Here is a 26,055-nt window from a genome sequence, read left to right as displayed (position 1 = left end):
GGCCTGCGGTGTGTGCAGCCCTCGGGCTTACAGGTCGGCGTGGGAACGCACGTTAACGCAGAAAAGCCACCCAACATTGGGTGGCTTTTCTGTTTAAAAGAAGTCCGGCGGTGTCCTACTCTCCCACAAGGTCCCCCCTGCAGTACCATCGGCGCTGTGAGGCTTAGCTTCCGGGTTCGGAATGTAACCGGGCGTTTCCCTCACGCTATGGCCGCCGAAACACTATAGATGTTTCAATCAAAACACATAACAAAGTCATTGTCATGCGGTTCTCGACCGTACATCGAGAACCACTCAGTGGACGCGTAGCACCAACAAACGGTGTGTTATCAAGTCATCGGCTTATTAGTACCAGTCAGCTGCATGCATTACTGCACTTCCACATCTGGCCTATCAACCCAGTAGTCTGGCTGGGAGCCTCTCACCCGAAGGTATGGAAATCTCATCTTGAGGCCGGCTTCCCGCTTAGATGCTTTCAGCGGTTATCCATCCCGAACGTAGCTAATCAGCGGTGCTCCTGGCGGAACAACTGACACACCAGAGGTTCGTCCAACCCGGTCCTCTCGTACTAGGGTCAGATCCTCTCAAATTTCCTACGCGCGCAGCGGATAGGGACCGAACTGTCTCACGACGTTCTAAACCCAGCTCGCGTACCGCTTTAATGGGCGAACAGCCCAACCCTTGGGACCTACTCCAGCCCCAGGATGCGACGAGCCGACATCGAGGTGCCAAACCATGCCGTCGATATGGACTCTTGGGCAAGATCAGCCTGTTATCCCCGAGGTACCTTTTATCCGTTGAGCGACAGCGCTTCCACAAGCCACTGCCGGATCACTAGTCCCGACTTTCGTCCCTGCTCGACCTGTCAGTCTCACAGTCAAGCTCCCTTGTGCACTTACACTCGACACCTGATTGCCAACCAGGTTGAGGGAACCTTTGGGCGCCTCCGTTACTTTTTGGGAGGCAACCGCCCCAGTTAAACTACCCACCAGGCACTGTCCCTGAACCGGATTACGGTTCGAAGTTAGATATCCAGAGTGACCAGAGTGGTATTTCAACAATGACTCCACATGAACTGGCGTCCATGCTTCACAGTCTCCCACCTATCCTACACAAGCCACACCGAACACCAATACCAAGCTGTAGTAAAGGTCACGGGGTCTTTCCGTCCTGCTGCGCGTAACGAGCATCTTTACTCGTAATGCAATTTCGCCGAGTTCGCGGTTGAGACAGTTGGGAAGTCGTTACGCCATTCGTGCAGGTCGGAACTTACCCGACAAGGAATTTCGCTACCTTAGGATGGTTATAGTTACCACCGCCGTTTACTGGGGCTTAAATTCTCAGCTTCGCCTTGCGGCTAACCGGTCCTCTTAACCTTCCAGCACCGGGCAGGCGTCAGTCCGTATACATCGTCTTGCGACTTGGCACGGACCTGTGTTTTTAGTAAACAGTCGCTACCCACTAGTCTCTGCGGCCTCCAAACGCTTTCGGAGCAAGTCCTAATACGTCGAAGGCCCCCCTTCTCCCGAAGTTACGGGGGCATTTTGCCGAGTTCCTTAACCACGATTCTCTCGATCTCCTTGGTATTCTCTACCTGACCACCTGAGTCGGTTTGGGGTACGGGCGGCTTGAACCTCGCGTCGATGCTTTTCTTGGCAGCATAGGATCACCCACTTTTTATTCGCATCGTGTCTCAGCCTATGTGAGTCGCGGATTTGCCTACGACTCGGCCTACGCACTTGCACCGGGACAACCATCGCCCGGCTGGGCTACCTTCCTGCGTCACACCTGTTAATACGCTAACCGCACCAGAATGGGGTCGTGCGCTAGGCCCAGAGCGTCACCCCGAAGGGATCAGTCACTGGGATTCAGACACTTAGCACTACTGGATTAGCTTGGGCGGTTCTTCGCCGGTACGGGAATATCAACCCGTTGTCCATCGACTACGCCTGTCGGCCTCGCCTTAGGTCCCGACTTACCCAGGGAAGATTAGCTTGACCCTGGAACCCTTGGTCTTTCGGAGGACGTGTTTCTCACACGTCTTTCGCTACTCATGCCTGCATTCTCACTCGTGTAGCCTCCACGGCTGGTTTACACCGCCGCTTCGCTGGCCACACGACGCTCTCCTACCCATCAACACGGCTGGACCACGAAGGCCTACCAATAATGTCAATGCCACAACTTCGGTGGCGTGCTTGAGCCCCGTTACATTGTCGGCGCGGAATCACTTGACCAGTGAGCTATTACGCACTCTTTCAAGGGTGGCTGCTTCTAAGCCAACCTCCTGGTTGTCAAGGCAACTCCACATCCTTTCCCACTTAGCACGCGCTTTGGGACCTTAGTTGGTGGTCTGGGTTGTTTCCCTCTCGACTATGAAGCTTATCCCCCACAGTCTCACTGCTGCGCTCTCACTTACCGGCATTCGGAGTTTGGCTGACGTCAGTAACCTTGTAGGGCCCATCGGCCATCCAGTAGCTCTACCTCCGGCAAGAAACACGCAACGCTGCACCTAAATGCATTTCGGAGAGAACCAGCTATCACGAAGTTTGATTGGCCTTTCACCCCTATCCACAGCTCATCCCCTCAGTTTTCAACCTAAGTGGGTTCGGTCCTCCACGACGTCTTACCGTCGCTTCAACCTGGCCATGGATAGATCACTTCGCTTCGGGTCTAGGACATGCGACTGAATCGCCCTATTCAGACTCGCTTTCGCTACGGCTACCCCACACGGGTTAACCTCGCCACATATCGCTAACTCGCAGGCTCATTCTTCAAAAGGCACGCTGTCACAGCTACTAAGGCTGCTCCAACGGTTTGTAAGCAAACGGTTTCAGGTACTATTTCACTCCCCTCCCGGGGTACTTTTCACCTTTCCCTCACGGTACTTGTCCGCTATCGGTCATCTGGGAGTATTTAGGCTTATCAGGTGGTCCTGACAGATTCACACGGGATTTCACGGGCCCCGTGCTACTTGGGATACTCTTCGCGCCACGGTTGGCATTTCGACTACGGGGTTGGCACCCTCTATGACCGGCCTTTCAAGACCGTTCGTCTATACCATCGTGTAACGCCGCCATCTCGGCAGAGATGACTGAAAAGTCCCACAACCCCCAACGTGCAACGCCTGCCGGCTATCACACACGCTAGGTTTAGCCTGTTCCGGTTTCGCTCGCCACTACTAACGGAATCGCGGTTGCTTTCTCTTCCTGTGGGTACTGAGATGTTTCACTTCCCCACGTTCCCTCTACCCGCCCTATATATTCAGGCGGGAGTCACTAGGTCGGCACGCCGCCCAGCGGGGTTTCCCCATTCGGACACCCTCGGATCAAAACTTGCTTATCAGTTCCCCGAGGCTTATCGCAGATTGCTACGTCCTTCTTCGGCTCCAGATGCCAAGGCATCCACCGTTTGCTCTTAAAGACTTGAAATCACATGAGTTTGAATCAGAATCGACACCAGACTCGAAAGCCTGGCATGAAATTGACTAATGATCTTTAAGATCATCTTGTGCAACCGACCGAAGCCGGCTGCAAGATGCTCGCGTCCACTGTGTAGTTCTCAAAGTACGGGCGGTACCCCTTCTCGCAACCCCACACAGGGGAAACAACAAGAGGCCCAGAGGTACGAAAACGATCCGAAGATCGCATCCGGTCCCTCAGGACCCAACAGCGTGCAGACACCGGCCCCCTCACCCAGACCTTTCCAACAACCGAAGTTGCGTACTAGCTCCGAGATCAGATCTCGATGTCATGTCAAATGTTCCACCCATGAGCTCCCAGCGAAGAACGTATGCCTTCGATCTGGGTTCTGGACTCCGAAGAGTCAGATGCTCCTTAGAAAGGAGGTGATCCAGCCGCACCTTCCGGTACGGCTACCTTGTTACGACTTAGTCCTAATTACCGATCCCACCTTCGACGGCTCCCTCCACAAGGGTTAGGCCACCGGCTTCAGGTGTTACCGACTTTCATGACTTGACGGGCGGTGTGTACAAGACCCGGGAACGTATTCACCGCAGCGTTGCTGATCTGCGATTACTAGCGACTCCGACTTCATGAGGTCGAGTTGCAGACCTCAATCCGAACTGGGACCGGCTTTTTGGGATTCGCTCCACCTCGCGGTATTGCAGCCCTTTGTACCGGCCATTGTAGCATGCGTGAAGCCCAAGACATAAGGGGCATGATGATTTGACGTCATCCCCACCTTCCTCCGAGTTGACCCCGGCAGTATCCCATGAGTTCCCACCATTACGTGCTGGCAACATAGAACGAGGGTTGCGCTCGTTGCGGGACTTAACCCAACATCTCACGACACGAGCTGACGACAACCATGCACCACCTGTTTACGAGTGTCCAAAGAGTTGACCATTTCTGGCCCGTTCTCGTATATGTCAAGCCTTGGTAAGGTTCTTCGCGTTGCATCGAATTAATCCGCATGCTCCGCCGCTTGTGCGGGTCCCCGTCAATTCCTTTGAGTTTTAGCCTTGCGGCCGTACTCCCCAGGCGGGGAACTTAATGCGTTAGCTGCGTCACGGAATCCGTGGAATGGACCCCACAACTAGTTCCCAACGTTTACGGGGTGGACTACCAGGGTATCTAAGCCTGTTTGCTCCCCACCCTTTCGCTCCTCAGCGTCAGTTACGGCCCAGAGATCTGCCTTCGCCATCGGTGTTCCTCCTGATATCTGCGCATTCCACCGCTACACCAGGAATTCCAATCTCCCCTACCGCACTCTAGTCTGCCCGTACCCACTGCAGGCCGGAGGTTGAGCCTCCGGATTTCACAGCAGACGCGACAAACCGCCTACGAGCTCTTTACGCCCAATAATTCCGGATAACGCTTGCGCCCTACGTATTACCGCGGCTGCTGGCACGTAGTTAGCCGGCGCTTTTTCTGCAGGTACCGTCACTTTCGCTTCTTCCCTGCTAAAAGAGGTTTACAACCCGAAGGCCGTCATCCCTCACGCGGCGTTGCTGCATCAGGCTTGCGCCCATTGTGCAATATTCCCCACTGCTGCCTCCCGTAGGAGTCTGGGCCGTGTCTCAGTCCCAGTGTGGCCGGTCACCCTCTCAGGCCGGCTACCCGTCGACGCCTTGGTGAGCCATTACCTCACCAACAAGCTGATAGGCCGCGAGCCCATCCCCAACCAATAAATCTTTCCAGTAACTGACCATGCGGTCGCTACTCGTATCCAGTATTAGACGCCGTTTCCAGCGCTTATCCCAGAGTCAGGGGCAGGTTGCTCACGTGTTACTCACCCGTTCGCCACTGATCCACCCAGCAAGCTGGGCTTCACCGTTCGACTTGCATGTGTTAAGCACGCCGCCAGCGTTCATCCTGAGCCAGGATCAAACTCTCCGTAAAAAAGAAATGCATACGACACCGGGAAAACGGTGACGCAGCGAGTTTGATGCTGACCAAAGAGACAAATTCATTGCTGACTTCATCCGAATGCCAACCCCACAAGGAGGTTGGTCTTTGATCCAAAGGAATCTCATCCAGCCGAAGCTGAATCGAGGTTATTTGGCATTTGACAAGTGCACGCTGTTGAGTTCTCAAGGATCGGATGCTCCCACGACCCAGTCATCACAACCAGGCCCGAAGGGCAACTTCTCTATCTTATCTGTGCTTTTCGGCCTGTCAAATCGACACGCCGTGAGGCTCAGAACCAGATCTGCAGCTCGGGGCTCAAGGCCGCCGAGGCAACTTCACTAGCTTATCCGTTCCGGAGTCGCTGTCAAATCGACCGTTTCTCCGAAGTGGAAGCTCCAGGTCAGACAGAAGTATGTCTGCGATCTTCTCCGAGGAGCTGATCGAGTGGAGGTGGTTCTCCGCTTGAGGGGGGTAAGGCTCTCGGCCTCTCCGCTTCCCTGTGGGGCGAACAAGTAATAAGTTACGTGGGTTCCGGGGTTCCGGCAAATCCGGGCTGTCCGCCGGGCGTGTCGCCCGGCGGACAGGGCGTCAGGCCCCGAGAACGAGCTTCAGCTGCTCGACCGCCCAGTCGAGTTCCGTCGCCCGGATGACCAGCGGCGGAGCGATGCGGATGGTCTGCCCGTGGGTGTCCTTGACGAGTACTCCACGGACCAGGAGCTTCTCGGCGATCTCGCGCCCGGTGCCCTTTGCGGGGTCGATGTCGACTCCCGCCCAGAGGCCTGCGATGCGCACCTCGGTGACACCGTGACCGATCAGCGGCTCGAGGCCGGCGGCGAGATGCGCGCCGAGCGCACGGGCCCGCTCCTGGAACTCCCCCGACTCGAGCATCTCGACGACGCGAAGTCCGACGGCCGCGGCCAGCGGATTGCCGCCGAAGGTCGACCCGTGCTCTCCGGGCCGGATGACACCGAGCACATCGGTGTTGCCCACCACGGCGGAGACGGGAAGGATCCCGCCGCCGAGCGCTTTGCCCAGCAGATACAGATCGGGCACGACGCCCTCGCGGTCGCACGCGAACGTCTCACCCACGCGGCCGAGACCCGACTGGATCTCGTCGGCGATGAACAGCACGTTCTTCTCGTCGCAGATCTCGCGGATGCGGCGCAGGTACCCCTCCGGCGGGATCACCACTCCGCCCTCACCCTGGACGGGTTCGATCAGCACGGCGGCGGTGTCGTCGGTGATCGCGGCTGCGATGGCATCCGCATCCCCGTAGGGGACGACGTCGAAGCCGGGGGTGTACGGACCGAAGTCCGCCCGCGCCTGCTCGTCGTCGCTGAAGCTGACGATGGTGGTGGTGCGCCCGTGGAAGTTGCCGGCGGCGACGATGATGCGCGCCTTGCCCTCGGCGATGCCCTTGACCCGGTACCCCCAGGCGCGAGCGACCTTGATGCCCGTCTCGACGGCCTCGGCTCCCGTGTTCATCGGCAGCACCATGTCTTTGCCCGACAGCGACGCGAGCGCCGCGGCGAACGGTTCGAGTCGGTCGCTCATGAACGCACGGCTCGTCAGTGTCACGCGACCGAGCTGCTCGGTGAGCGCGGCCACGAGCGCCGGATGCCTATGCCCGAAGTTCACCGCCGAGTAGGCGGCGAGAAGGTCGAGGTAGCGCTTGCCTTCGACATCGGTCACCCAGGCGCCGTCACCGCGCGCGATGTTGACCGGCAGCGGGTGGTAGTTGTGGGCGACGTGCGGCTCGGCCGTGACTTCGACGCCCGGCTCGACGGCGGTCATGCCTCACCGCGCAGTTCGAGGGTGCAGCACTTGATGCCGCCGCCGCCGAGCAGCAGCTCGGACAGGTCGATCATGATCGGGTTGTACCCGCGCTCGCGCAGCTGCTTCTCGAACCCGAGGGCACGCGGCGAGATGACCACGTTGTACCCGTCGCTCGCCGAGTTGAGTCCGAAGACCGAGCCGTCTTCATCCGACACGAGGATCGCGTCGGGGAAGCGCTCCTCGAGGATCGCTCGACTCGCGTCGTCGAACGCGCCGGGGAGGTACGCGATGTTCGCGCGCTCGGGTCCGCCGTTCTCGACGCCCTGCACCGGATCGAGCACCGCGATGGCGGTGTCGAGGTGGTAGAAACGCGGGTCGACCAGGTTGAGCGAGACGACCTCGCGGCCGAAGACCTCTCCGACCTCGCGGTGGCTGTCACCCGTCGAGCGGAAGCCGGTGCCGGCGAGGATCGCATCGCCCACGAGCAGGAAGTCACCCTCGCCCTCGTTGACCTCTTCGGGGATCACCGTGTCGTAGCCCGCGCCGCGGAACCAGTCGGCGAAGGCCGGGGCCTCGCCCTGACGCTCGACGAAGCGGAACTTCGGCACATAGGCGCGGCCGTCGATCAGGAACCCGCCGTTCGCCGTGTAGACCATGTCGGGGTATCCGGCGAGAGGCTCGATCAGCTCGACCTCATGACCGAGCTCGAGGTACAGGTCGTGCAGCTTCTGCCACTGCTCGACGGCCCTCGCCGTGTCAGTCGGCTTGGTCGGCTCCATCCACGGGTTGATCGAGTAGTTCACCGTGAAGTGCGACGGCTTGCACATCAGGTAGTGACGGTGGTGGGCGGTGCGCACCGGGGTGGCGGTCTCGGACGTCGACGCAGTGGTTTCGACAGACATGGGGCTCCTCGAACGGATGCGGCGGACGCTGTCCAGGGGCCCGGCGGTCCTTCGACCCGCGCCGCTCGGTGAGAGCCGGCGCCCAGGGAAGATGCGACTCGGGCACGCCAGCATCCATTCTGTCACCCGTCCCCTGGGCGCCGCCAGAGCGCGCCGCCGGAGCGCGGGTCCCGCCTGTCACGCGCCGTGGACGACGACCTTGCCGACCGTGTGCCCGGCCTCGAGATGGGCGAGGGCGGAGGATGCACGGTCGAAGCCGTACTCGCGCTGGATCACCGGAGTGATCCTCCCCTCTGCCGTGAGCTCCAGCAGCTTCGCGAGGATCTCGGTGCGCGGTGTCGCCGCGAGCGGGCGGACGCGACGGCTCGACCCGATCGACCGCAACGCCGCTTCGAGCATCCGCGGGATGGGCCCCAGCACGTGCCCGCCGTCTCCCGTGACGAGCACCACGGCTCCCCCGGCGACGACGAGCCGCTGCAGGTCGCGCAGCCTCGTTCCCCCGGCGATGTCGATCACCGCGTCGAAGTGGCCGGCTGGCAGTGCCGACAGTGGCGAGCGACGGTGATCGAGCGTGCGCACCGCGCCGAGGTGCTCGACGAGGCGGGAGTTGCGCTCTCCGCACGTCGCCCAGACCTCCGCTCCCCGCAACGCCGCGAGCTGCACCGCGAACGTGCCGACGCCCCCGGAGGCGCCGATGACGAGCACGCGCGGGACCGCATGCTCGGAGCGGTGTCTCTCGAGGCGCGACTCCGAGTGGGTGCCGATCCCGGCTCGGTCGAGCGCCTGCCAGGCCGTGCCCGCAGCGACGGGCAGGCAGGCCGCGGTCACAGAGGTGACATCGGGAGGGATCGGCACGAGCCGATCGGCGGGCACCGCGACGTGGGATGCGAGGCCGCCACCGCCCACGAGCTCGCCGACGACCCGTTCTCCGAGTTCGGCGCCGATCGAGTTCGGACCGACGGCGACGACGGTGCCGGCGACCTCCATTCCTCGCACCGGGTGCTTGGGACGGGTGAGCCCGAAGACCGGGCGCACCAGCAGAGGATCGCCCAGCATCAGCCGCACGTCCCCCGCGTTGAGCGACGTCGCCTCGACGCGCAGCACCACCTCGCCGCGGCGCGGCACGGGCGTCGGGATCTGCTCGAGCCGGAACCCGTCGGCGGAGCCGTAGGTCTCCCGCACCCAGGCGGGCATCGTCTCGGTCATCTCAGGCATCCTTCGTCGAAGGCTCGGGGTAGTGGAACAGGTCGTCGAGCCCGACGCCGAACGCGCGGGCGATCTGGAATGCGAGCTCGAGCGACGGGGAGTACTTCTCCTGCTCGATCGCGATGAGCGTCTGCCGGGTCACGCCGATGCTGCGCGCGAGCTCCGCCTGGGTGAGCCCCGCCCCCTCACGATGGGCGCGGATGCGGTTGGAGACGAGGGTGGGCTTGACCATCAGACGAGCCCCCGGCGGTAGGCGACGACCCGCGCGATGCTGCCGACCATCGCAGAGACGGCGAAGCCTGCGAACATCGTGTTCGCGATCCAGAAGACGTCGGCATCCACCGCGCACAGGGCGATCACCCCGAGCCCCGCGATCACGACGAAGGCCTGCTCGACGCGGCTTCCCATGCGGCTGATGTCGCGGTCGCGCACATCGGACCTGCCGACGCCGTCGGGGTCCTTCGCGCCGGCGATGATCCCCCAGACGATGCTGATCGCGATCGTCGCCACGATGCCGATCCCGATCGTCCACAGCATCGGCGGGAGCCAGTCGACCTCGGTCACCGACCTGCCGGCGGCCTGCTGCAGCACGATGACGACGTATGCCGTGATCACGACCGCACCGACGAGCAGACCCGACCAGGCGTTGCGCTCTTCGTAGACCATGATGCCTCCCATGTAAAAGATTCTTTACACGAGAGTAGGCCGAGGCATCCCTCGTGTCAAGAATTCTTTACACGTACTCGCCCGCGTCGCGGCAGCGGTGGTCAAAAGAGCATCCGAATCGCCCGGTTCCGATGCGTTTTTGACCCCGCACCGGGGAAACGAGTGCGGGGAGGACGGAAAGGGATGCGGGACGGATGCCGAGGCGGGGCCGGGATGCGGCAAACGCAGCGGGATGCCGCAACCGCAGCGCTCAGATGACCGAGGCGCTCCAGTCGTCGGGGTTGCCGTAGCGGTGTGCGGTGATCGCGATCGCCTGCTCGTGCACGAACGGCAGCAGCTCGATGCGCCCGGCCGAGGTGACCTCGCCGTCGTACACCGCGAGGTCGGGATCGCCGTCGACCGCGACGGCGAGCGCCCGATGCAGCGCCGCGACCGCGTCACGCGAGCCGACGAGTCGCACGCGACTCGGCCGAGGAGCATCATCTGATGACGCGAACACGTCGGCCGATGCACCCTCGCGCCGTCGCATCCGCTCGATCCATTCGTCGTCGCTCTCCATGTAGACGACCGCCCCGAGTGTGCCGAGCGCGCGGCGCACCTCGGACGGCAGCCCGACGGGCGTCGACAGCACGAAGCCGGCGCCGGCGCGCACCGCCGCGACGACGACGCGCAGCAGCTCCTGCCATCCGGCATCCGCTGTGGCCCTGATCGCGACTGGCACCGGGCGATAGCGGAAGAGGTTGCGCTCGACACCGAGACGCGAGACGTCGCGCACCTGTCCGAACTCCCGATCCCAGGCGAGCGCGTCCGACAGCGCCGAGCGGCGCAGCCATTCGAACGCCTCGTAGTCGAGTGAGGGCTGCGCCGACTCGATCAGCTCGGTGATCCGGGAATCGAGGCCGCGCAGATGCAGCGTGCTCGACACGGGACCGGAGCCGCGTGAACGCCACGATCCGAGGCCGATCAGGTAGTTCGGTCCGCCGGCCTTGGTGCCGGGGCCGACCGATGAGCGCTTCCAGCCGCCGAACGGCTGACGCTGCACGATCGCCCCGGTGATTCCGCGGTTGACGTAGAGGTTTCCCGCCTGCACGCGGTCGAGCCACAGTTCGAGCTCTGCAGGGTCCTGCGTGTGCAGCCCCGCGGTCAGCCCGTAGGCGACGGCGTTCTGCATCTCGATCGCGCTCTCGAGCGTCGGCGCATGCATGATCCCGAGCACCGGTCCGAAGAACTCCTCGGTGTGGAATCGCGACCCCGGCTGCACGCCGACGCGGATGCCGGGTCGCCACAGTCGGCCGCTCGGATCGTCGGCCGACACCGCGGGTTCGATGAGCCACTGCTCCTCGCCCTCGAGCTCGGTGAGCGCCCAGGCGAGCTTGCCCTGCGGCCGCTCGATCACCGGCCCGACCTCGGCGAGCGGGTCGGTGGGCCAGCCGACGTGCAGCGAGCGCGTGGCGTCGGCGAGCTGGCGAGCGAAGCGCTTGGAGCGACCGACCGGGCCCACGAGGATCGCCAGGGAGGCGGCCGAGCACTTCTGACCCGCATGCCCGAACGCGCTGCGCACGAGGTCCGCGACGGCCAGGTCGAGGTCGGCCGACGCCGTGATGACCATCGCGTTCTTCCCGCTGGTCTCGGCGAGCAGCGGCAGGTCCGGCCGCCACGACCGGAAGAGCGCGGCCGTCTCCCAGGCGCCGGTGAGGATGACGCGGTCGACCGACTCGTGTGCGATCAGCGCCTGGCCGAGGTCGCCCTCCTCGATGTCGACGAGCGCGAGCACATCGCGCGGCACGCCGACCTCCCACAGCGTCTCGGCGATCACGGCGGCGCACCGTCGGGACTGAGGGGCGGGCTTGAAGACGACACCGGATCCCGCGGCGAGCGCGGCGAGCACTCCCCCGGCGGGGATCGCGAGGGGGAAGTTCCACGGCGGCGCGACGACGGTCACGCGTGCCGGTTCGAACGAGGCGCCGGCGACGGCATCCAGTTCCCGCGCCTTGGCGGCGTAGAAGCGGGCGAAGTCGACGGCTTCGCTCACCTCGACATCGGCCTCGGCGAAGACCTTGCCCGTCTCGGCCGCGGCGACCTCGATGAGCTCTCCGCGTCGACCTTCGAGTGCGGCGGCGGCCCGGAGCAGCACCTCGGCGCGTTCCGCAGCAGGGCGCGCTCCCCACTGGGCGCCGGCATCCCGCACTCCGGCGATCGTGCTCTCGAGCACCGCCGTGTCGTCGATGCGGGCGGCCTCGATCGTGGCCACCCCGAGGGTCGAGTCGGCGATCCGTGCATGGATCTCGCGTGCCCACTCGCGGTTGACCGCAAGCGACGGGTCGCTGTCGGGGGTGTTCGTGAAACCGGGGGCGCCGCCGGTGCCCTCGTCGAGCTCGCGCGGGGCGTAGACGGCGGTCTCGAGGAACGGCCCGCCCGAGTCATCCGACCCTCGCGAGATGCCGAGCACGGCCTTGGTCAGCTCCTCTTCGGGAGCGACTGCCACGGGCGCCGGGCGCACCGACTCGTGCACGGGGGCTTGACGATCCTGGGTGCGGAGCGCGCCGACCTGCAGGGTCGGCGAGGTCGAGCGGTCGAGGGCATCGAGAAAGCGGTCGCGCTCGCGCACGAACAGAGACTCGTCGTCGCCGAGCCGGAACGCTGCGGAGAGGAAGTTGTCGTGCGACGCGTTCTCTTCGAGCCGACGCACCAGATAGCTGATCGCCACGTCGAATTCGTCGGGCTTCACGACGGGCACATAGAGCAGCACCTCGCCGACCTCTCGCGAGACGGCCTGCACCTGCCCCTGCGCCATGCCGAGCAGCATCTCGAACTCGATCGGCGGCTGCCCTGCTCCGCCGCCTGCCGCCGAGAAGTCGCGCAGACCGCGCTCCCCCGCGAGCAGCCACGCATACGCGATGCCGAACAGGTTGTGCCCCGCGATGCCAAGGTGCACCGCCGTGATGTTCTCGGGGCGCAGCGCCCAGTCGAGGCAGCGCAGGTAGTTCGCGTCGGTGTCGAGCTTGGTGTCGTAGGTCGCCTGCTCCCACCCGTGCATGTGCGCCTCGACGCGTTCCATCGCGAGGTTGGCCCCCTTGACGAGACGCACCTTGATCGGGGCGCCGCCATGGTCGACGCGCTCCCGCGCCCACGCGGTGAGCTCCTGCAGTGCAGGCAAGGCGTCAGGGAGGTAGGCCTGCAACACGATGCCGGCCTCGAGGCCCTGCAGTCGCGGATCCTCGAGGATGCGCGTGAACACCGCGATCGTCAGGTCGAGGTCGCGGTACTCCTCCATGTCGAGGTTGATGAAGGTGCGGTCCGAGGCTGCCGTCAGATACAGCGGCAGCAGCCGCCCGACCACGGCATCGACGATCTCGTCGAACGCCCACATGGAGATGTGGCTGATGATGGCCGACACCTTGACCGAGACGTAGTCGACGTCCGGTCGACGGATCAGATCGTGGATGCCGTCGAGCCGCCGCTGGGCCTCGGCTTCGCCGAGCACGGCCTCACCGAGCAGGTTGAGGTTGAGTCGCGCACCGGATTCGCGGATCTTGGCGATGGCCGGCCCGAGCTTCGCTGGGCGGGCGTCGACGACGAGGTGACCGACCATGTCGCGCAGCACGCGGCGCGCGATGGGGACCACGGGACTCGGCAGTATCTGCGCGACCCCGCCGCCGAGGCGAACGGCAGAACGCAGGTACCAGGGCAGGAAGTCGGGAACGATCGGCGCGATGCGGTGCAGCTGGGATGCCGCGGCCCCCAGGCTCTCGGGGCGCATGACGCCGTCGACGAATCCCAGCGTGAACGGCAGGCCGTTGGCATCCTGCAGCACTCCGGCCAGCCGTTCGGCTGCCGGGTCGACATCGGCGGCCGCGGCCTCGATCACCCAGCGGCGGGCGAGCTCGACGGCACGGTCCGCGAGAGAGGCGGATTCGGGATCCGTGGAGGGCGTCGGGTCGGCCATGATCTCAGCCTAGGACTGAGAGGCGTGCCTGCCGTTGAGCGACGGGCGCTCAGAGCTCGGCGATCACTACGGTCGCTCCGGTCGCAGTTCGTGCCGTCGGATGCGCGGACGAGCGGCACCAAGTGCGACCGGAGCCGAAACGATCGCGGACGACCGGCACCAAGTGCGACCGCAGCGCGAAGCGCAAGCCTCAGAGCGCGGCGATCATCTCGTCGTACCCGGTGCGGAAGGTCGGGTACTCCAGCTCACCCAGGAACTCCCGCAGCAGGTGCCCGTCGAGAACCGTCCCGCCGCCGACCTCGGGCTCGACGTGCGGCGGCGCCTCGACCCCGAGCCCTGCGGCGATGTGCGCGGCCACGTCTCCGAGCAGCACCGGCTCGGTGTCGACGGCGTGGATCAGCGGCGGCGCCGAGTCGGCGCGCAGCATGGCCTCGAGCAGGCGCACGAGATCGGTCTCGTGGATGCGGTTCGTGCGGCGGGTGTGATCGACCGGCGCACCCTCGAGCACCCGGCGGATCAGGAAGTCGCGCCCGGGACCGTAGATCCCGGCCGGGCGCACGATGCGCGCGCCGAACAGCTCCATCGCCAGCTGCTCGCCTTCGAGCAGGTCGCCGCCCCGCTCGCTCGACACCGCCGGCGCATCGCGCTCGGTCAGCGGGGTCTCACCGGGGCGCCCCTCGAACACGCGGGTCGACGATACGAAGACGACCCGCGACGGCATCGTCGGCAACGCATCTGCGAGTCCGCGGAGCGCCGGCGGGTAGATCGAATCGCCCTCGGTGCTCGGCGGCAGCGTGATGACGACGGAGTCGAAGGCCGGCAGCGCGCGGTCGAGCGGACGCGACAGGTCGGCCTCGATGCTCGGGAAGGGCAGCTCGCCCGCATGGCGACGGATCGCCGTCACCGGCGAACCCTGCGCCTGCAGCCGCCGTCCGAGCCGCACGCCGAGCTTGCCGCATCCGACCAGCAGCACAGCCCCCGGCGCACGTGTCTCGAGACCCCACGGATCGGTCACGGCGTCAGTTCCACACGCTCGGCGCGGAGCTGCGCACGGGAGGAAGAGCGGATGCCGCGGCCCAGTCGTGCACCCACGGGTCGATCTCGGGCACACCCTCCGGCTTGCCGACGGCGGCGAACAGCTCTTCGTTGCTCACCGTGCCGCCGGTGCGGCGCAGCATCCGCGAGCGCACGATCACCCGTGCGTAGATCTCTCCGCCGACGACGGCCCGATGCTCGAGGAACACGGCCTTGTCGTCGTGTCCGATGAACCGGGACTGCACCTCGAACCGCTGCCAGAGCTGCAGGGACTTGCGAAAGGTCACGGTCTCGCTCGACACCACGGCGTACCAGCCGTGCTCGTTCATCGCGTCGAAGAGTCCCGTGCGAATCAGCAGATCCCATCGGCCGAGGTCGAACAGCGACAGGTATCGACCGTTGTTCATGTGGCGAAGGATGTCGATGTCGGTGGGGAGCGTCGTCAGTCTGATGCTGCTGACAGAGGCGGCGTCGAGCGTCTTGCCTCGGCGCACTCGGCGGCGGGCGGAGAGGATCACGAGGAGGGTGCGCCAGATCACGTTCACGAGGACTGATCGTAGCCATCGACGAACGGATCGCGAACATCGTTGTGCGAATCCTCCACCGGCATATCGGCGCTGTGGGAACGCTTCCCCTCGATTTCCTGATAGCGGAACCCGCGCGTAGAGTCGCGATATGAGCGCCGAAGCCCAGCCTGAAGTCATCGTCCGTCCGGTCCGTGATGTGGATGCGGAAGCCCTGGGTCGCGTGCACGCGCAGTGCTGGCACGAGACCTACGACCACCTGATCAGCAAGGCAGCGCTCGAGAAGGTCTCGCCTCGGCGCATGGCCGAGCTGTGGACGCACTGGGCCTCTCAGGGCCCCGAGTTCACGATGCGCGCGGCGCTCGTCGACGGCGAGATCGTCGGGTTCGTCGGCTCCGGCCCCGCCCGCGACAAGGACGCTCCCGCGTTCCGCGAGCTGTACTTCATCTACCTGCTCGACGCGTACCACTCGACCGGCATCGGCCAGAAGCTGTTCGACGCCGCGGTCGAGAAGGACGAGTCCCTCTACCTCTGGGTCGCGGAGGACAACCCCCGCGCCCACCGCTTCTACACGCGCAACGGCTTCGCGCTCGACGGCGCCAGCCACACCGAGCCGTTCCTCGGCGAGACGCTGACCGAGGTCCGCTTCGTCCGCTGAACCGGCGCCTCGTGAACCTCGCGTTCACGACTCCGCATGAAAGGGCCCCCTGCCACAGGCAGGGGGCCCTTTCATGTTGCTGCGCGAGAGACCCGGGCGGAATCGTGAACGGGTCACCGCCCGGAGACGGTGCCGAACAACTTGGCGATCGGAGCGATCACGAGCGGACGCGCCGCCACCCAGCCGAGGGCGATGACCACGAGGGAGGCCACGAACACCCAGAACCCGGTCCAGCCGACGGCATCCGACGAGGCGTACATGTGGTTGAGGTTGCGCAGGAAGCCCGTGAGGAACACCAGGGCCACGTGCCCGATGATGAACACCACGAAGTAGATCATGACCGGGAAGTGCAGCGCGCGGGCCCATTCGATCGGGTACGCCTTGGACAGGCGCTCGGCCTTCTTCGGCCACATGCCCGACATGCGGAACCCGGTCGCGGCCGCGAGCGGCGCGGCGATGAACACGGTCACGAAGTAGGCGAGCTGCTGCAGGCTGTTGTAGTTCACCCAGCCGTGCTCGGTCGGCCAGTCGAACGAGACGTACTGGAGTGCTGCGGACAGCGCGTTGGGGATGACCTCCCAGCTCGTCGGCACGATGCGCACCCAGTGCCCTGTCACGAACAGCAGCACCACGAAGATCACGCCGTTCACGAGCCACAGGATGTCGAGCGCCTGGTGGAACCAGATCGTCAGACTGACCTTGCCCTTGGGGTCGCCCCGGGGGGTCCAGAACGCGGTGGGACGCTTCTCGCTGCGGATGCGGAGTCCCGACCGGATGATCAGCACCATCAGGAACACGTTGAAGAAGTGCGCCCAGTTGACCCACGGCGCGAAGCCGGGTTCGACGGCGACCGCGGGCGTGTACTCGCCGGGGAACGCCGCGAGGAAGTCCTGCATGAACGGGAAGCTCAGCAGGGCCCGCACGAACGCCACGGCTGCCGCAGCCAGGATGCCGAGGGCCGCGGCGCCGAGCAGACCGGCGATCGCCTGCGTCCACGGAGGGCGGGGACGAGCGGATGCCGGAGCGGCCGCGGTGATGTGCCGAGGCGCACTGCCGTTCCAGACGGTCTGCGGGGCGGGCAGCGGAATCGAGGGGTCGCCGAGGGCGAAGGATGCGGATGCCGGCTCGGCGGCCGGGGCCACGGCCGTGGAGGGAGCGGTGGCCGGAGCGGACGCGGCGACCTCTGCGGCAGCAGGCTCGGCGGACGGTGCCACGACGACCGGGGCAACGTCCTCGGTCGCGGTCTCGGTCGCGGAGCCCGTCGAGACGGCGGCCCGCGGAACGGTGCCGGCCGGCGGCCACGGATCTCCGCCGGCGACTCGCGGCAGGCCGCGGCGCACGGATCCGGTCTGCTCGACGGCCTGGCCGGCCGTCGGTTCGGCAGCCGAGGCGACAGAGGCCGAGGTCGCGGGCTCACCGGTCGAGGATCCCGACGCCGAGGGGGAAGCCGCTTGCTCGAGGACCGGGGAGGCGACAGCCGCATCGACGGCGGATGCGTTCTCCTGCCCGCTGAGCGAGGACGACGAAGCCGACCGCGACGAAACGCTCTCCGCACCCACAGGCGTCATGCCCGCGGGAGGCCAGGGCTCTCCTCCCGGCGTGCGCGGGAGACCGCGGCGCACGGATGACGCGGTGGCGGCTGTGCTCGCGGCGTGGCGCGTTTCGTCTCGTCGCTGTGCTCCTCGCTCAACGGACGGGGAGGGAGAGGCGCTCTCAATGGACGGAGAGGGAGCGGCGCTCTCGACGACCGGGGAGGCGACAGCCGATTCGACGACCGACGCAGTCTCAGGCTCGTCGAGCGAAGACGGCGGAGCCGACGGAGACGACACGTCGCCAGGCTCATCGACCGCGACCCCGGGAGGCCACGGCGCGCCACCGCGCACACGCGGCAGCCCGCGCCTCAGCATCCGCGTCGCCATGTCTACTTCTTCCGCGCCTCGAGAGCCGCGATCACCTGCGGGACGACCGTGAACAGGTCTCCCACGATGCCGAAGTCGGCGACGTTGAAGATCGGCGCCTCGCCGTCCTTGTTGATCGCGACGATGTTCTTCGCGGTCTGCATGCCGGCCCGGTGCTGGATCGCGCCGGAGATGCCGAGTGCGATGTACAACTGAGGCGACACCGAGACACCGGTCTGCCCGACCTGGTGGGACTGCGGGATGTAGCCGGCGTCGACAGCGGCGCGCGATGCGCCGACGGCGGCACCGAGAGCATCCGCCAGCTCTTCGACGAGCACGAACTTCTCCTTCGAGGCGAGGCCTCGTCCGCCCGAGACCACCCGGGTCGCTCCGCGCAGCTCGGGTCGCGACGAGGTCGCCTCGACGGCTTCGACCGCGCCGACGGTGGCGCTCGGCGCACCGGATGCCGCGACGTCGAGCGCTTCGACGGTCGGCGAGGCCACGGCCTCCGCGCGCGCGTCGACGGCTCCCTGGCGCACCGTGATGACCGCGGCGCCGTAGGTGGGCGCCGAGTCGACGAGGTAGGCGCCGCCGTAGACCGAGTGGTGCGCGACGATGCCCTCGTCATCGCGCGAGACGCCGACCGCGTCGACCGACAGGGCGAGCTTCGCGCGCACCGCGAGACGGCCGGCGACGTCGCGGCCGGAGATGGAGTTGGAGATCAGCACGGCATCCGGGCGGACCTGCTCGAAAGCGGCCTGCAAGGCGTCGACGATCGGCACCGTGAGGGTCGACGCGTCGGCGTCGGCCGTGAGCACGACGGATGCTCCGGCTTCGGCGACCTTCGCGGCGGCCTCCGCGGATCCGCCGACGACCAGTGCGACGGGCGCGCCGATGGTCGACGCGGCGCCGATCAGGGCGGCGGTGCTGCTGGCGGGGTTTCCGGCAGGGTCGAGGTCGACCAGGACGAGGATCGGGTTCTCGGGATAGGTCATGTCACACCAGCCTGTTCTGCACGAGGTACTCCACCAGCTTCTCGGCGGCATCGCCCTCATCGACGATCTTCACGCCCGCCGCGCGCGGTGGCTTCTCGGCCACGGCGGTCATGATCGTGCGCGGTGCGGCCGAAGGATCGGCCGAGACGCCCAGGTCATCGAGGGTGAGCTGCTCGAGCGGCTTCTTCTTGGCCGCCATGATGCCCTTGAAGTTCGGGAAACGGGCATCCGGCAGCGCCTCCGTGATCGAGATGACGGCGGGAAGCGATGCCGAGACCGGCTGCGCTCCCGCATCCGCCCCTCGGGTTCCCGAGATGCCCTCCGGCGTGATCTCGACGCTCGTGAGCGCGGTCGCCTGGGCCCAGCCGAGGTGCTCGGCGAGCATGGCCGCCATGACACCGCCCGAGCCGTCGGTCGACAGGTTGCCGGTGATGACGAGATCGGGCTCGGCGCGGCGGATCGCCGCGGCCAGGGTCTCGGCGGTGAGCCCGAGGTCGGCTCCGGCGAGCTGCTCGTCGGCGATGTGCACGGCGGAGCCGGCTCCGATCGCGAGCGCCCGTCGCACCGACGCCGTCGACCCCCCGGGGGCCATCGCGAGCGCGACCACCTCGGTGCCCTCGTTCTTGTCGGCGTGGCTCAGCGCGACCTCCAGGGCCCGCTCGGTGATCTCATCGAGAACCACATCACCGGCGCCGCGATCGGCGAGTCCGGTCTCGAGGTCCAGCTTGCGATCGCCATAGGTGTCCGGCACCTCTTTGACCAGGACGAAGATCTTCATCGATTGCTCCTCACGACTGCGTCGATTCTAGCGCGTTGATACTGAGTCCCATCCGAGCAGCGACTGAGAACCAGGGCGGCCGTCCCGCACCGCCTCCCCGCTCGTGCCGGCGGATGCCCTACCGTAGAACCGTGGTCCGACCCCGCCCTCTGCCCGTGGATCCGCTCGCCGAGGCGAAGCGGCAGTGGCTCGCGCACGGCTGGACGGATGCCGCCGACGGCATGACCGTCGTGACCTCCGTCATGCGGGCCCAGCAGCTGCTGCTCGCGAGAGTGGATGCCGCACTGAAGCCCTTCGCGCTCAGCTTCGCCCGCTACGAGATGCTGCGACTGCTGGCGTTCAGCCGTTCCGGACGACTGCCGCTGTCGAGCGTCGTCGCCCGACTGCAGGTGCACGCGACGACCGTCACGAGCACCGCCGAGCGGCTCGTGCGCGACGGGCTGATCGTGCGCGAACCCCACCCGCACGACGGACGCGCAGCCCTGCTCGCGCTCACCGAGGCCGGCCGCGAACTGGTCGACCGTGCGACCGTCGCGCTGAACGACGATGTCTTCGCCGACCCGGGGATCAGCAAGGCCGACGCCGCCGAGCTCGTCGCGATCGTCGCACGGATGCGCAAGGCCGCCGGCGACTTCAGCGACCCGAGGCCGCAGCCGGACGCTCTCTGACATGGTCGAGTTCGTGCTCGAGCGAGTGATCTCCGCCACTCGCGAGCGGGTCTTCGCCGTCGCCCTCGACCCCGGGCTGCACCTGCGGTCGATGCAGCGATACGGCGAGACGATGGTCGAGGCCCCGGCCGGCGGCGCGTTCAGCGAGGGAACGACCGTGACGTGGAGGGCGCGGCACTTCGGCATCCCGTTCCGTCTGCGGTCGGTCGTGTACGACGTCGACCCTCCGCGCGGGTTCCGCGACCGGCAGATCTCGGGGCCCTTCGGCTCGTTCTGGCACGAGCACGTGTTCGAAGAGCATCCGCAGGGCACGCTGATGCGCGACACGATCCGATTCCACTCGCCGTTCGGCCCGATCGGACGAGTCGTCGACCGTCTCATCCTGGGCGCGTACATGCGGCGGCTGATCGAAGAGCGCAACGACCAGCTGACGATCGAGGCCGAGGGACGCGGGCGTACACTGCCCGCATGAGCGAACTGCGCCTGCACGCCACCCTCGAAAGGCGGGGGCCCGCCGCCGCCATCATCCTCACCGACGAGCAGGTCGCCTCGTTCGGTGCCGGCAAGGCCTTCCCCGTCGCCGTCACGATCGACGGACGCACCGCCCGGCTGCGCCTCGCGCGGATGGGCGGGCAGAACATGATCGGCTTCAGCAAGGCCGTGCGGGCCGACCTGGGGGTCGAGATCGACCAGGAGGTCGACGCGGTCATCCGGGTGGACGCAGCCGAGCGGGAGGTCGAGATCCCGCCCGCCCTCGCGGCGGCGCTCGATTCGGACCCCGCCCTGCGCGCCGCCTTCGACGCGCTGTCGTACTCGGTGCGCAAGGAGCATGCCCGCACCGTCGCCGAAGCCAAGCAGGACACGACCCGCGACCGCCGTGTCGAGAAGATCGTCGAGGCGCTGCGCGGTTGAGGTCTCGGCGCTCGGCGGTTCACAACTCAGCAAGAACCGAGTCGCTCGGCTCCGCTTCGTCACGGACGCGCGCGTCGCGCGGGATCCGTGCTGAATCGTGAACCGCGGTCGGGCGTGCTCAGCGGTTCTGGAAGTCGGGCGCACGCTTCTCCCGGAAGGCCGACATGCCTTCCTTCTGATCCTCGGTGTCGAACAGCGCGGCAAACGCCTTCTTCTCGTGGGCCAGGCCGTCGGCGAGGGTCGTCTCCATCGCGGCGTCGAGGGCGGCCTTCGCGGCGAACACCGACGGCAGCGACTTCGAGGCGATCGTCTCGGCGAGGGTCGACGCCTCGGCAAGCAGGTCGGATGCCGGAACGACCCGCGACACGAGTCCTGAGCGCTCTGCCTCCTCGGCGCCCATGAACCGGCCCGACAGCACGAGCTCGGCCGCCTTGTAGTAGCCGACCGCGCGGATCAGGCGCTGCGTGCCGCCCATGCCGGGGATGACGCCGAGGTTGATCTCGGGTTGACCGAACTTCGCCGTGTCGGCGGCGAGGATGATGTCGCACATCATCGCGAGCTCGCATCCTCCCCCGAGCGCGAAACCCGAGACGGCGGCGATCACGGGCGTGCGCACCGCGGCGAACTCGTGCCACACGCCGAAGTGGTCGGTCTCGAGCATCTCGGACGCCGACATGCCCTCCATCTCCTTGATGTCGGCACCGGCGGCGAACGCCTTCTCAGAGCCGGTGACGACGATCGCGCCGACGCCGTCGTCGAGATCGAACGCCACGGCCGCAGCGGTGACCTCCTCGGCGAGGCGGCTGTTCAGGGCGTTCAACGCCTGCGGTCGGTTGAGTGTGATCCACCCGACGCGCCCGCGCTGCTCGACCAGGATCGTCTCGTACTCGGTCATCGTGATGGCCTCCCTCTCCGTTTCGAATCGCGCACTTTGCAACTCTGGGGGCCGAATCGCTGCAAAGTGCGCGATTCGAAACCCGATGGAACGATCGTCACACAGACCCGCCGCGGATGTCGGTGATGATGCCCGAGAAGTCCCTGGCGGCGCCGTCGCCCGCGGCGAACGCGGCGTAGAGCTGCTGCGCGAGGCGCCCCAACTTCGCGTCTGTCGACGTCTGCTCGATCGCCTGCAACGCGAGACCGAGGTCCTTCGCCATCAGGGCGCCCGCGAAACCCGGCTGGTAGTCGCGGTTCGCGGGGCTCGTCGGCACTGGCCCCGGCACCGGGCAGTTCGTCGTGATCGACCAGCACTGACCGGATGCCTGCGACACGACGTCGAACAGCGCCTGATGCTCGAGCCCGAGCCGCTCTCCGAGGACGAACGCCTCGGCGACGGCGATCTGCGAGACGGCCAGCACCATGTTGTTGCAGACCTTCGCCGCCTGGCCGAGGCCGGGGCCGCCGCAGTGCACGATGCGCTTTCCCATGATCTCGAGCACGGGGAGAGCTGCGGCGAAGTCCTCGTCGGAACCGCCGACCATGAAGGCGAGAGTTCCGTTCTCGGCGCCGACGACTCCGCCCGAGACCGGAGCATCGATGTTGCGGTGCCCCGCGGCGAGGGCGAGGGCGTGGGCCGCGCGGGCCTCGTCGACCGCGATCGTCGACGACTCGATGAACAGGGTGTCCGGACGCGCGGCGGCGAGCAGCTCGGCGCGGTACGCGTCGATCACGTGCCTGCCCGCGGGGAACATCGTGATGACGACGTCGGCGGCGGCGACGGCATCCGCCCCGCTCGCGGCGACCGGGATGTCGGCGGCCAGCGCCGCCTCGATCGCCGCAGGCACCAGATCGAACCCGTGCACCTCGTGACCTGCCGCGACCAGGTTCTTCGCCATCGGCAGCCCCATATGACCGAGGCCGAGGAACGCGATCCGGGCCTTCGTCGCCTCGGTCATGACGCGCTCCGCATCCGGTCTCCGCCGCTCCGCATCCGGTCTCCGCCGCTCCGCTGGAGGGATGCGGATCCTGCCGGTCGCAGCATCTCGCGGCCGACGATCAGGCGCATGATCTCGTTAGTTCCCTCGAGGATCTGGTGCACCCGGAGGTCCCGGACGACACGCTCGATGCCGTAGTCCTGCAGATATCCGTAGCCGCCGTGCAGCTGCAGCGCGCGGTTGGCGACGTCGAAGCCGGCATCCGTCGCGAAGCGCTTGGCCATGGCGCAGCGCATCGTGGCATCCGGAGCGTTCTCATCGACCGCCAGCGCCCCGTCGCGGACCATGAGACGCGCGGCCTGCAGATCGGTGCGCATGTCGGCGATCGCGAAGAGGATCGACTGCTTCTCGGCCAGCGGCTCGCCGAACGCCACGCGCTCGTGCACGTACTGCACCGCACGGTCGAGCGCCCACTGGGCGCCGCCCAATGAGCAGGCGGCGATGTTGAGGCGACCGCCGTTGAGCGCCGACATCGCGATCGCGAAGCCGCGACCCTCGTCGCCGAGCATGCCGGATGCCGGAACGCGGACGCCGTCGAGGATCACCTGGCGGGTGGGCTGGGCATGCCAGCCCATCTTCTTCTCGGGGGCGCCGAAGCTGAGCCCGTCGGCGTCGCCCGGGACGAGGAAGGCGCTGATGCCGCGGGCACCCGGCTCGCCGGTGCGGGCCATCACCACGTAGACCGCTGCCTCACCCGCGCCCGAGATGAACTGCTTGACGCCGGTGAGCAGATAGTCGTCGCCGTCTCGCACCGCGCTCGTGGCGACGTTCGCGGCATCGGATCCGACCCCCGGCTCGGTGAGGCAGTAGCCGCCGAACTCCTGCATCGCGGTGAGTGCGGGCAGCCAGCGGCCGCGCTGCGCGTCGTCTCCGTAGGTGTCGATCATCCAGACGACCATGTTGTGGATCGAGATGTACGCGGCGACCGCCGGGTCGCCCTTGGCGAGCTCCTCGAAGATCGCGACCGTGTCCGAGCGGCTGAGCCCCGTGCCGCCGAACTCCTCGCGCACGTAGATGCCGCCGAGGCCGAGCTCCCCGGCCTTGCCGAGAGACTCCCGGGGGAAGATGTGCTTCTCGTCGCGCTCCGCGGCGAACGGAGCGAGCTCGGTGTCGGCGAACTCCCGGACGGCGTCGAGGATGGCCTCGCGCTCTTCGGCGGTGGTGGTGACGGTGGTCATGGTCATCGTGGTTCCTCGTGGGACGTCGGCGGAAAGGTCAGTGCATGGTGGGGATCACGAAGCTTGCGCCCTCGCGGATCCCCGCGGATGGCCAGCGGCTCGTGACGGTCTTCGTCTTCGTGTAGAAGCGGAAGGCGTCTGCACCGTGCTGGTTCAGGTCGCCGAATCCGCTGCGCTTCCAGCCGCCGAACGTGTAATACGCGATCGGGACGGGGATCGGCACGTTCACCCCGACCATCCCGACCTCGACCCGGGCGGCGAAGTCGCGAGCGGCATCGCCGTCGCGCGTGAAGATCGCGACGCCGTTGCCGTACTCGTGCTCGGAGGCCATGCGCAGCGCCTCCTCGTAATCGGCGGCTCGGGCGATCACGAGCACAGGGCCGAAGATCTCCTCCCGGTAGATCGCCATGTCGGTCGTGACGTGATCGAAGAGCGTCGGTCCGAGATAGAAGCCCTGCTCATGCCCCTCTACCGTGAAGCCGCGCCCGTCGGCGAGGAGGGTCGCTCCCTCGTCGACGCCCTGCTGGATGTATCCCTCGACGCGCTCCACTGCCGCGCGGGTGACGAGCGGCCCGTAGTCGACGTCGGCCGCGAGCGAAGGGCCGATGCGCAGCTGCGCCACGCGCTCTGTGAGCTTGGCGGCGAGAGCATCCGCCGTCTCCTGCCCTACCGGCACCGCGACAGAGATCGCCATGCAGCGCTCACCCGCCGAGCCGTAGCCCGAGCCGATGAGCGCGTCGACGGCCTGGTCGAGATCGGCGTCGGGCATCACGATCATGTGGTTCTTGGCACCGCCGAAGCACTGCGCCCGCTTGCCGTGAGCAGCGGCGGTCGAGTAGATGTACTCGGCGATCGGGGTCGAGCCGACGAAGCCGACGGCGCGGATGCGGTCGTCGGTCAGCAGCGCATCGACAGCCTCTTTGTCTCCGTGCACGACGTTGAGGACGCCGGCGGGGAGTCCCGCCTCGAGGAACAGCTCGGCGATGCGCACCGGCACCGAGGGGTCGCGCTCGCTGGGCTTGAGCACGACGGCGTTGCCGGCGGCGAGAGCGGGGCCCGCCTTCCAGAGCGGGATCATCGCGGGGAAGTTGAACGGGGTGATCGCGGCGACGACCCCGAGCGGCTGGCGCATGGAGTACACGTCGATGCCGGCCCCTGCGCCCGTGGAGTACTCGCCCTTGAGCAGATGCGGGGCTCCGGCTGAGAACTCGATGACCTCGAGGCCTCGCTGGATGTCGCCCTTCGCGTCGTCGACGGTCTTGCCGTGCTCGCTCGCGAGGAGCTCGGCGAGAGAGGTCATCTCGCGCTGCACCAGATCGAGGAATCGCAGCAGCACCCGGGCGCGCTTCTGCGGGTTGGTCGCCGCCCATTCGATCTGCGCGGCCTCGGCGTTCGCGATCACGCGGCCCACCTCTTCTGCAGAGGCCAGCGGAACCCGCGCCTGCACGGATCCGGTGCTCGGGTCGAACACGTCGGCGAAGCGGCCGCCCTCGGGGGTGAGATGCGATCCGCCTACGAAATGGGGAATGGTACGAGTCATTGTGCGATGTCCCTTCGCGCCGTCGTTGGCACTATGACGATGGTACTTCGGCATCCTGGGATTTACTAGG

Annotated in this window: 19 protein-coding genes and 3 rRNA genes; 4 read left to right on the top strand and 18 right to left on the bottom strand. The window is 66.5% G+C overall.

What is annotated here, in order from left to right; all coding sequences use genetic code 11:
* Positions 1–102 precede the first annotated feature (102 nt).
* From rrf to ACQ4LY_RS07950, 11 genes are all read right to left on the bottom strand, one after another.
* Positions 103–219, bottom strand: a 5S ribosomal RNA gene (rrf, locus tag ACQ4LY_RS08000).
* Between the two features lie 106 nt (positions 220–325).
* Positions 326–3,428, bottom strand: a 23S ribosomal RNA gene (locus tag ACQ4LY_RS07995).
* 409 nt (positions 3,429–3,837) lie between these two features.
* Positions 3,838–5,360: ribosomal RNA gene (locus ACQ4LY_RS07990) — 16S ribosomal RNA — on the bottom strand.
* Together the 16S, 23S and 5S rRNA genes form the textbook arrangement of a ribosomal RNA operon.
* 597 nt (positions 5,361–5,957) lie before the next feature.
* Positions 5,958–7,163, bottom strand: a complete 1,206-nt coding sequence (rocD, locus tag ACQ4LY_RS07985) for an ornithine--oxo-acid transaminase (RefSeq protein WP_431075485.1) — start codon at positions 7,161–7,163, stop codon at positions 5,958–5,960.
* On the bottom strand, positions 7,160–8,047 hold the full coding sequence (ddaH, locus tag ACQ4LY_RS07980) for a dimethylargininase (protein WP_431075484.1): 888 nt from the start codon (positions 8,045–8,047) through the stop codon (positions 7,160–7,162). Before ddaH ends, rocD begins: the two co-directional genes overlap by 4 nt.
* Positions 8,048–8,224: 177 nt before the next feature.
* Positions 8,225–9,253 (bottom strand): NAD(P)-dependent alcohol dehydrogenase, encoded by a 1,029-nt coding sequence (locus ACQ4LY_RS07975; RefSeq protein WP_431075483.1) that lies wholly within the window; start codon positions 9,251–9,253, stop codon positions 8,225–8,227.
* A gap of 1 nt (position 9,254) precedes the next feature.
* Positions 9,255–9,485, bottom strand: a complete 231-nt coding sequence (locus ACQ4LY_RS07970; RefSeq protein WP_056313994.1) for a helix-turn-helix transcriptional regulator — start codon at positions 9,483–9,485, stop codon at positions 9,255–9,257.
* A complete protein-coding gene (locus ACQ4LY_RS07965; protein ID WP_431075482.1) occupies positions 9,485–9,931 on the bottom strand; it encodes a hypothetical protein in 447 nt (148 codons plus the stop codon). The genes ACQ4LY_RS07970 and ACQ4LY_RS07965 overlap by 1 nt, the downstream gene beginning before the upstream one ends.
* Positions 9,932–10,169: 238 nt before the next feature.
* Positions 10,170–13,865 carry a proline dehydrogenase family protein gene (locus tag ACQ4LY_RS07960; protein ID WP_431075481.1) on the bottom strand — a complete coding sequence of 1,232 codons (3,696 nt, stop codon included), beginning with the start codon at positions 13,863–13,865 and terminating at the stop codon, positions 10,170–10,172.
* A 190-nt stretch (positions 13,866–14,055) separates the two neighbouring features.
* Positions 14,056–14,880 carry an SDR family NAD(P)-dependent oxidoreductase gene (locus tag ACQ4LY_RS07955; RefSeq protein WP_431075480.1) on the bottom strand — a complete coding sequence of 275 codons (825 nt, stop codon included), beginning with the start codon at positions 14,878–14,880 and terminating at the stop codon, positions 14,056–14,058.
* A gap of 4 nt (positions 14,881–14,884) precedes the next feature.
* Complete coding sequence (locus tag ACQ4LY_RS07950) at positions 14,885–15,445, bottom strand: acyl-CoA thioesterase (protein ID WP_431075479.1); 561 nt, start codon at positions 15,443–15,445, stop codon at positions 14,885–14,887.
* A gap of 130 nt (positions 15,446–15,575) precedes the next feature.
* On the opposite strand from ACQ4LY_RS07950, the gene ACQ4LY_RS07945 reads away from it, so the two are divergent.
* The gene (locus ACQ4LY_RS07945) at positions 15,576–16,082 is read left to right on the top strand and encodes a GNAT family N-acetyltransferase (RefSeq protein ID WP_431075478.1); all 507 of its coding nucleotides are present in this window, start codon (positions 15,576–15,578) and stop codon (positions 16,080–16,082) included.
* 113 nt (positions 16,083–16,195) lie between these two features.
* Here ACQ4LY_RS07945 and ACQ4LY_RS07940 read toward each other — a convergent pair whose 3' ends face one another.
* From ACQ4LY_RS07940 to ACQ4LY_RS07930, 3 genes are read right to left on the bottom strand one after another with little or no spacing between them, the layout of a single operon-like run.
* Complete coding sequence (locus ACQ4LY_RS07940; protein ID WP_431075477.1) at positions 16,196–18,001, bottom strand: cytochrome b/b6 domain-containing protein; 1,806 nt, start codon at positions 17,999–18,001, stop codon at positions 16,196–16,198.
* Positions 18,002–18,003: 2 nt separating this feature from the next.
* A complete protein-coding gene (locus tag ACQ4LY_RS07935) occupies positions 18,004–18,975 on the bottom strand; it encodes an electron transfer flavoprotein subunit alpha/FixB family protein (protein ID WP_431075476.1) in 972 nt (323 codons plus the stop codon).
* A 1-nt stretch (position 18,976) separates the two neighbouring features.
* Positions 18,977–19,753, bottom strand: a complete 777-nt coding sequence (locus tag ACQ4LY_RS07930; RefSeq protein ID WP_431075475.1) for an electron transfer flavoprotein subunit beta/FixA family protein — start codon at positions 19,751–19,753, stop codon at positions 18,977–18,979.
* Positions 19,754–19,884: 131 nt separating this feature from the next.
* Between ACQ4LY_RS07930 and ACQ4LY_RS07925 the strand changes: the two genes are divergently transcribed.
* Genes ACQ4LY_RS07925 through ACQ4LY_RS07915 form a run of 3 tightly spaced genes read left to right on the top strand, consistent with a single transcriptional unit; the run spans position 19,885 to position 21,333 of the window.
* Positions 19,885–20,421 carry a MarR family winged helix-turn-helix transcriptional regulator gene (locus tag ACQ4LY_RS07925; protein WP_082488483.1) on the top strand — a complete coding sequence of 179 codons (537 nt, stop codon included), beginning with the start codon at positions 19,885–19,887 and terminating at the stop codon, positions 20,419–20,421.
* A gap of 1 nt (position 20,422) precedes the next feature.
* Positions 20,423–20,893 carry an SRPBCC family protein gene (locus ACQ4LY_RS07920; protein WP_431075474.1) on the top strand — a complete coding sequence of 157 codons (471 nt, stop codon included), beginning with the start codon at positions 20,423–20,425 and terminating at the stop codon, positions 20,891–20,893.
* Entirely contained in the window at positions 20,890–21,333 is a 444-nt protein-coding gene (locus tag ACQ4LY_RS07915; protein ID WP_431075473.1) for a YdeI/OmpD-associated family protein, read from the top strand. Before ACQ4LY_RS07920 ends, ACQ4LY_RS07915 begins: the two co-directional genes overlap by 4 nt.
* Positions 21,334–21,451: 118 nt before the next feature.
* Here ACQ4LY_RS07915 and ACQ4LY_RS07910 read toward each other — a convergent pair whose 3' ends face one another.
* The 4 genes from ACQ4LY_RS07910 to ACQ4LY_RS07895 all read right to left on the bottom strand — a co-directional run bounded on the left by ACQ4LY_RS07910 (position 21,452) and on the right by ACQ4LY_RS07895 (position 25,985).
* On the bottom strand, positions 21,452–22,228 hold the full coding sequence (locus ACQ4LY_RS07910; protein WP_431075472.1) for an enoyl-CoA hydratase: 777 nt from the start codon (positions 22,226–22,228) through the stop codon (positions 21,452–21,454).
* A 97-nt stretch (positions 22,229–22,325) separates the two neighbouring features.
* Positions 22,326–23,228 (bottom strand): 3-hydroxyisobutyrate dehydrogenase, encoded by a 903-nt coding sequence (gene mmsB / locus ACQ4LY_RS07905; RefSeq protein WP_431075471.1) that lies wholly within the window; start codon positions 23,226–23,228, stop codon positions 22,326–22,328.
* On the bottom strand, positions 23,225–24,451 hold the full coding sequence (locus tag ACQ4LY_RS07900; protein WP_431075470.1) for an acyl-CoA dehydrogenase family protein: 1,227 nt from the start codon (positions 24,449–24,451) through the stop codon (positions 23,225–23,227). Before ACQ4LY_RS07900 ends, mmsB begins: the two co-directional genes overlap by 4 nt.
* A 31-nt stretch (positions 24,452–24,482) precedes the next feature.
* On the bottom strand, positions 24,483–25,985 hold the full coding sequence (locus ACQ4LY_RS07895; RefSeq protein WP_431075469.1) for a CoA-acylating methylmalonate-semialdehyde dehydrogenase: 1,503 nt from the start codon (positions 25,983–25,985) through the stop codon (positions 24,483–24,485).
* Between the last annotated feature and the right edge of the window lie 70 nt (positions 25,986–26,055).

It is taken from the genome of Microbacterium phyllosphaerae (genome assembly GCF_050628115.1).
In the GTDB taxonomy this organism is placed as follows: Bacteria; Actinomycetota; Actinomycetes; order Actinomycetales; family Microbacteriaceae; genus Microbacterium; species Microbacterium phyllosphaerae_A.
The sequence above is the reverse complement of the archived record's forward strand: the minus strand, read 5'-3'. Positions and strand labels throughout refer to the sequence as shown.

Bases quoted from the DNA above. Each gene is read 5' to 3' on its own strand.
- ACQ4LY_RS07910 (WP_431075472.1), bottom strand. From the start codon at position 22,228: ATGACCGAGTACGAGACGATCCTGGTCGAGCAGCGCGGGCGCGTCGGG.
- ACQ4LY_RS07945 (WP_431075478.1), top strand. From the start codon at position 15,576: ATGAGCGCCGAAGCCCAGCCTGAAGTCATCGTCCGTCCGGTCCGTGAT.
- ACQ4LY_RS07975 (WP_431075483.1), bottom strand. From the start codon at position 9,253: ATGACCGAGACGATGCCCGCCTGGGTGCGGGAGACCTACGGCTCCGCC.
- mmsB (WP_431075471.1), bottom strand. From the start codon at position 23,228: ATGACCGAGGCGACGAAGGCCCGGATCGCGTTCCTCGGCCTCGGTCAT.
- ddaH (WP_431075484.1), bottom strand. From the start codon at position 8,047: ATGTCTGTCGAAACCACTGCGTCGACGTCCGAGACCGCCACCCCGGTG.
- ACQ4LY_RS07960 (WP_431075481.1), bottom strand. From the start codon at position 13,865: ATGGCCGACCCGACGCCCTCCACGGATCCCGAATCCGCCTCTCTCGCG.
- ACQ4LY_RS07915 (WP_431075473.1), top strand. From the start codon at position 20,890: ATGAGCGAACTGCGCCTGCACGCCACCCTCGAAAGGCGGGGGCCCGCC.
- ACQ4LY_RS07965 (WP_431075482.1), bottom strand. From the start codon at position 9,931: ATGGGAGGCATCATGGTCTACGAAGAGCGCAACGCCTGGTCGGGTCTG.
- ACQ4LY_RS07940 (WP_431075477.1), bottom strand. From the start codon at position 18,001: ATGGCGACGCGGATGCTGAGGCGCGGGCTGCCGCGTGTGCGCGGTGGC.
- ACQ4LY_RS07920 (WP_431075474.1), top strand. From the start codon at position 20,423: ATGGTCGAGTTCGTGCTCGAGCGAGTGATCTCCGCCACTCGCGAGCGG.
- ACQ4LY_RS07935 (WP_431075476.1), bottom strand. From the start codon at position 18,975: ATGACCTATCCCGAGAACCCGATCCTCGTCCTGGTCGACCTCGACCCT.
- rocD (WP_431075485.1), bottom strand. From the start codon at position 7,163: ATGACCGCCGTCGAGCCGGGCGTCGAAGTCACGGCCGAGCCGCACGTC.
- ACQ4LY_RS07900 (WP_431075470.1), bottom strand. From the start codon at position 24,451: ATGACCATGACCACCGTCACCACCACCGCCGAAGAGCGCGAGGCCATC.
- ACQ4LY_RS07970 (WP_056313994.1), bottom strand. From the start codon at position 9,485: ATGGTCAAGCCCACCCTCGTCTCCAACCGCATCCGCGCCCATCGTGAG.
- ACQ4LY_RS07895 (WP_431075469.1), bottom strand. From the start codon at position 25,985: ATGACTCGTACCATTCCCCATTTCGTAGGCGGATCGCATCTCACCCCC.
- ACQ4LY_RS07930 (WP_431075475.1), bottom strand. From the start codon at position 19,753: ATGAAGATCTTCGTCCTGGTCAAAGAGGTGCCGGACACCTATGGCGAT.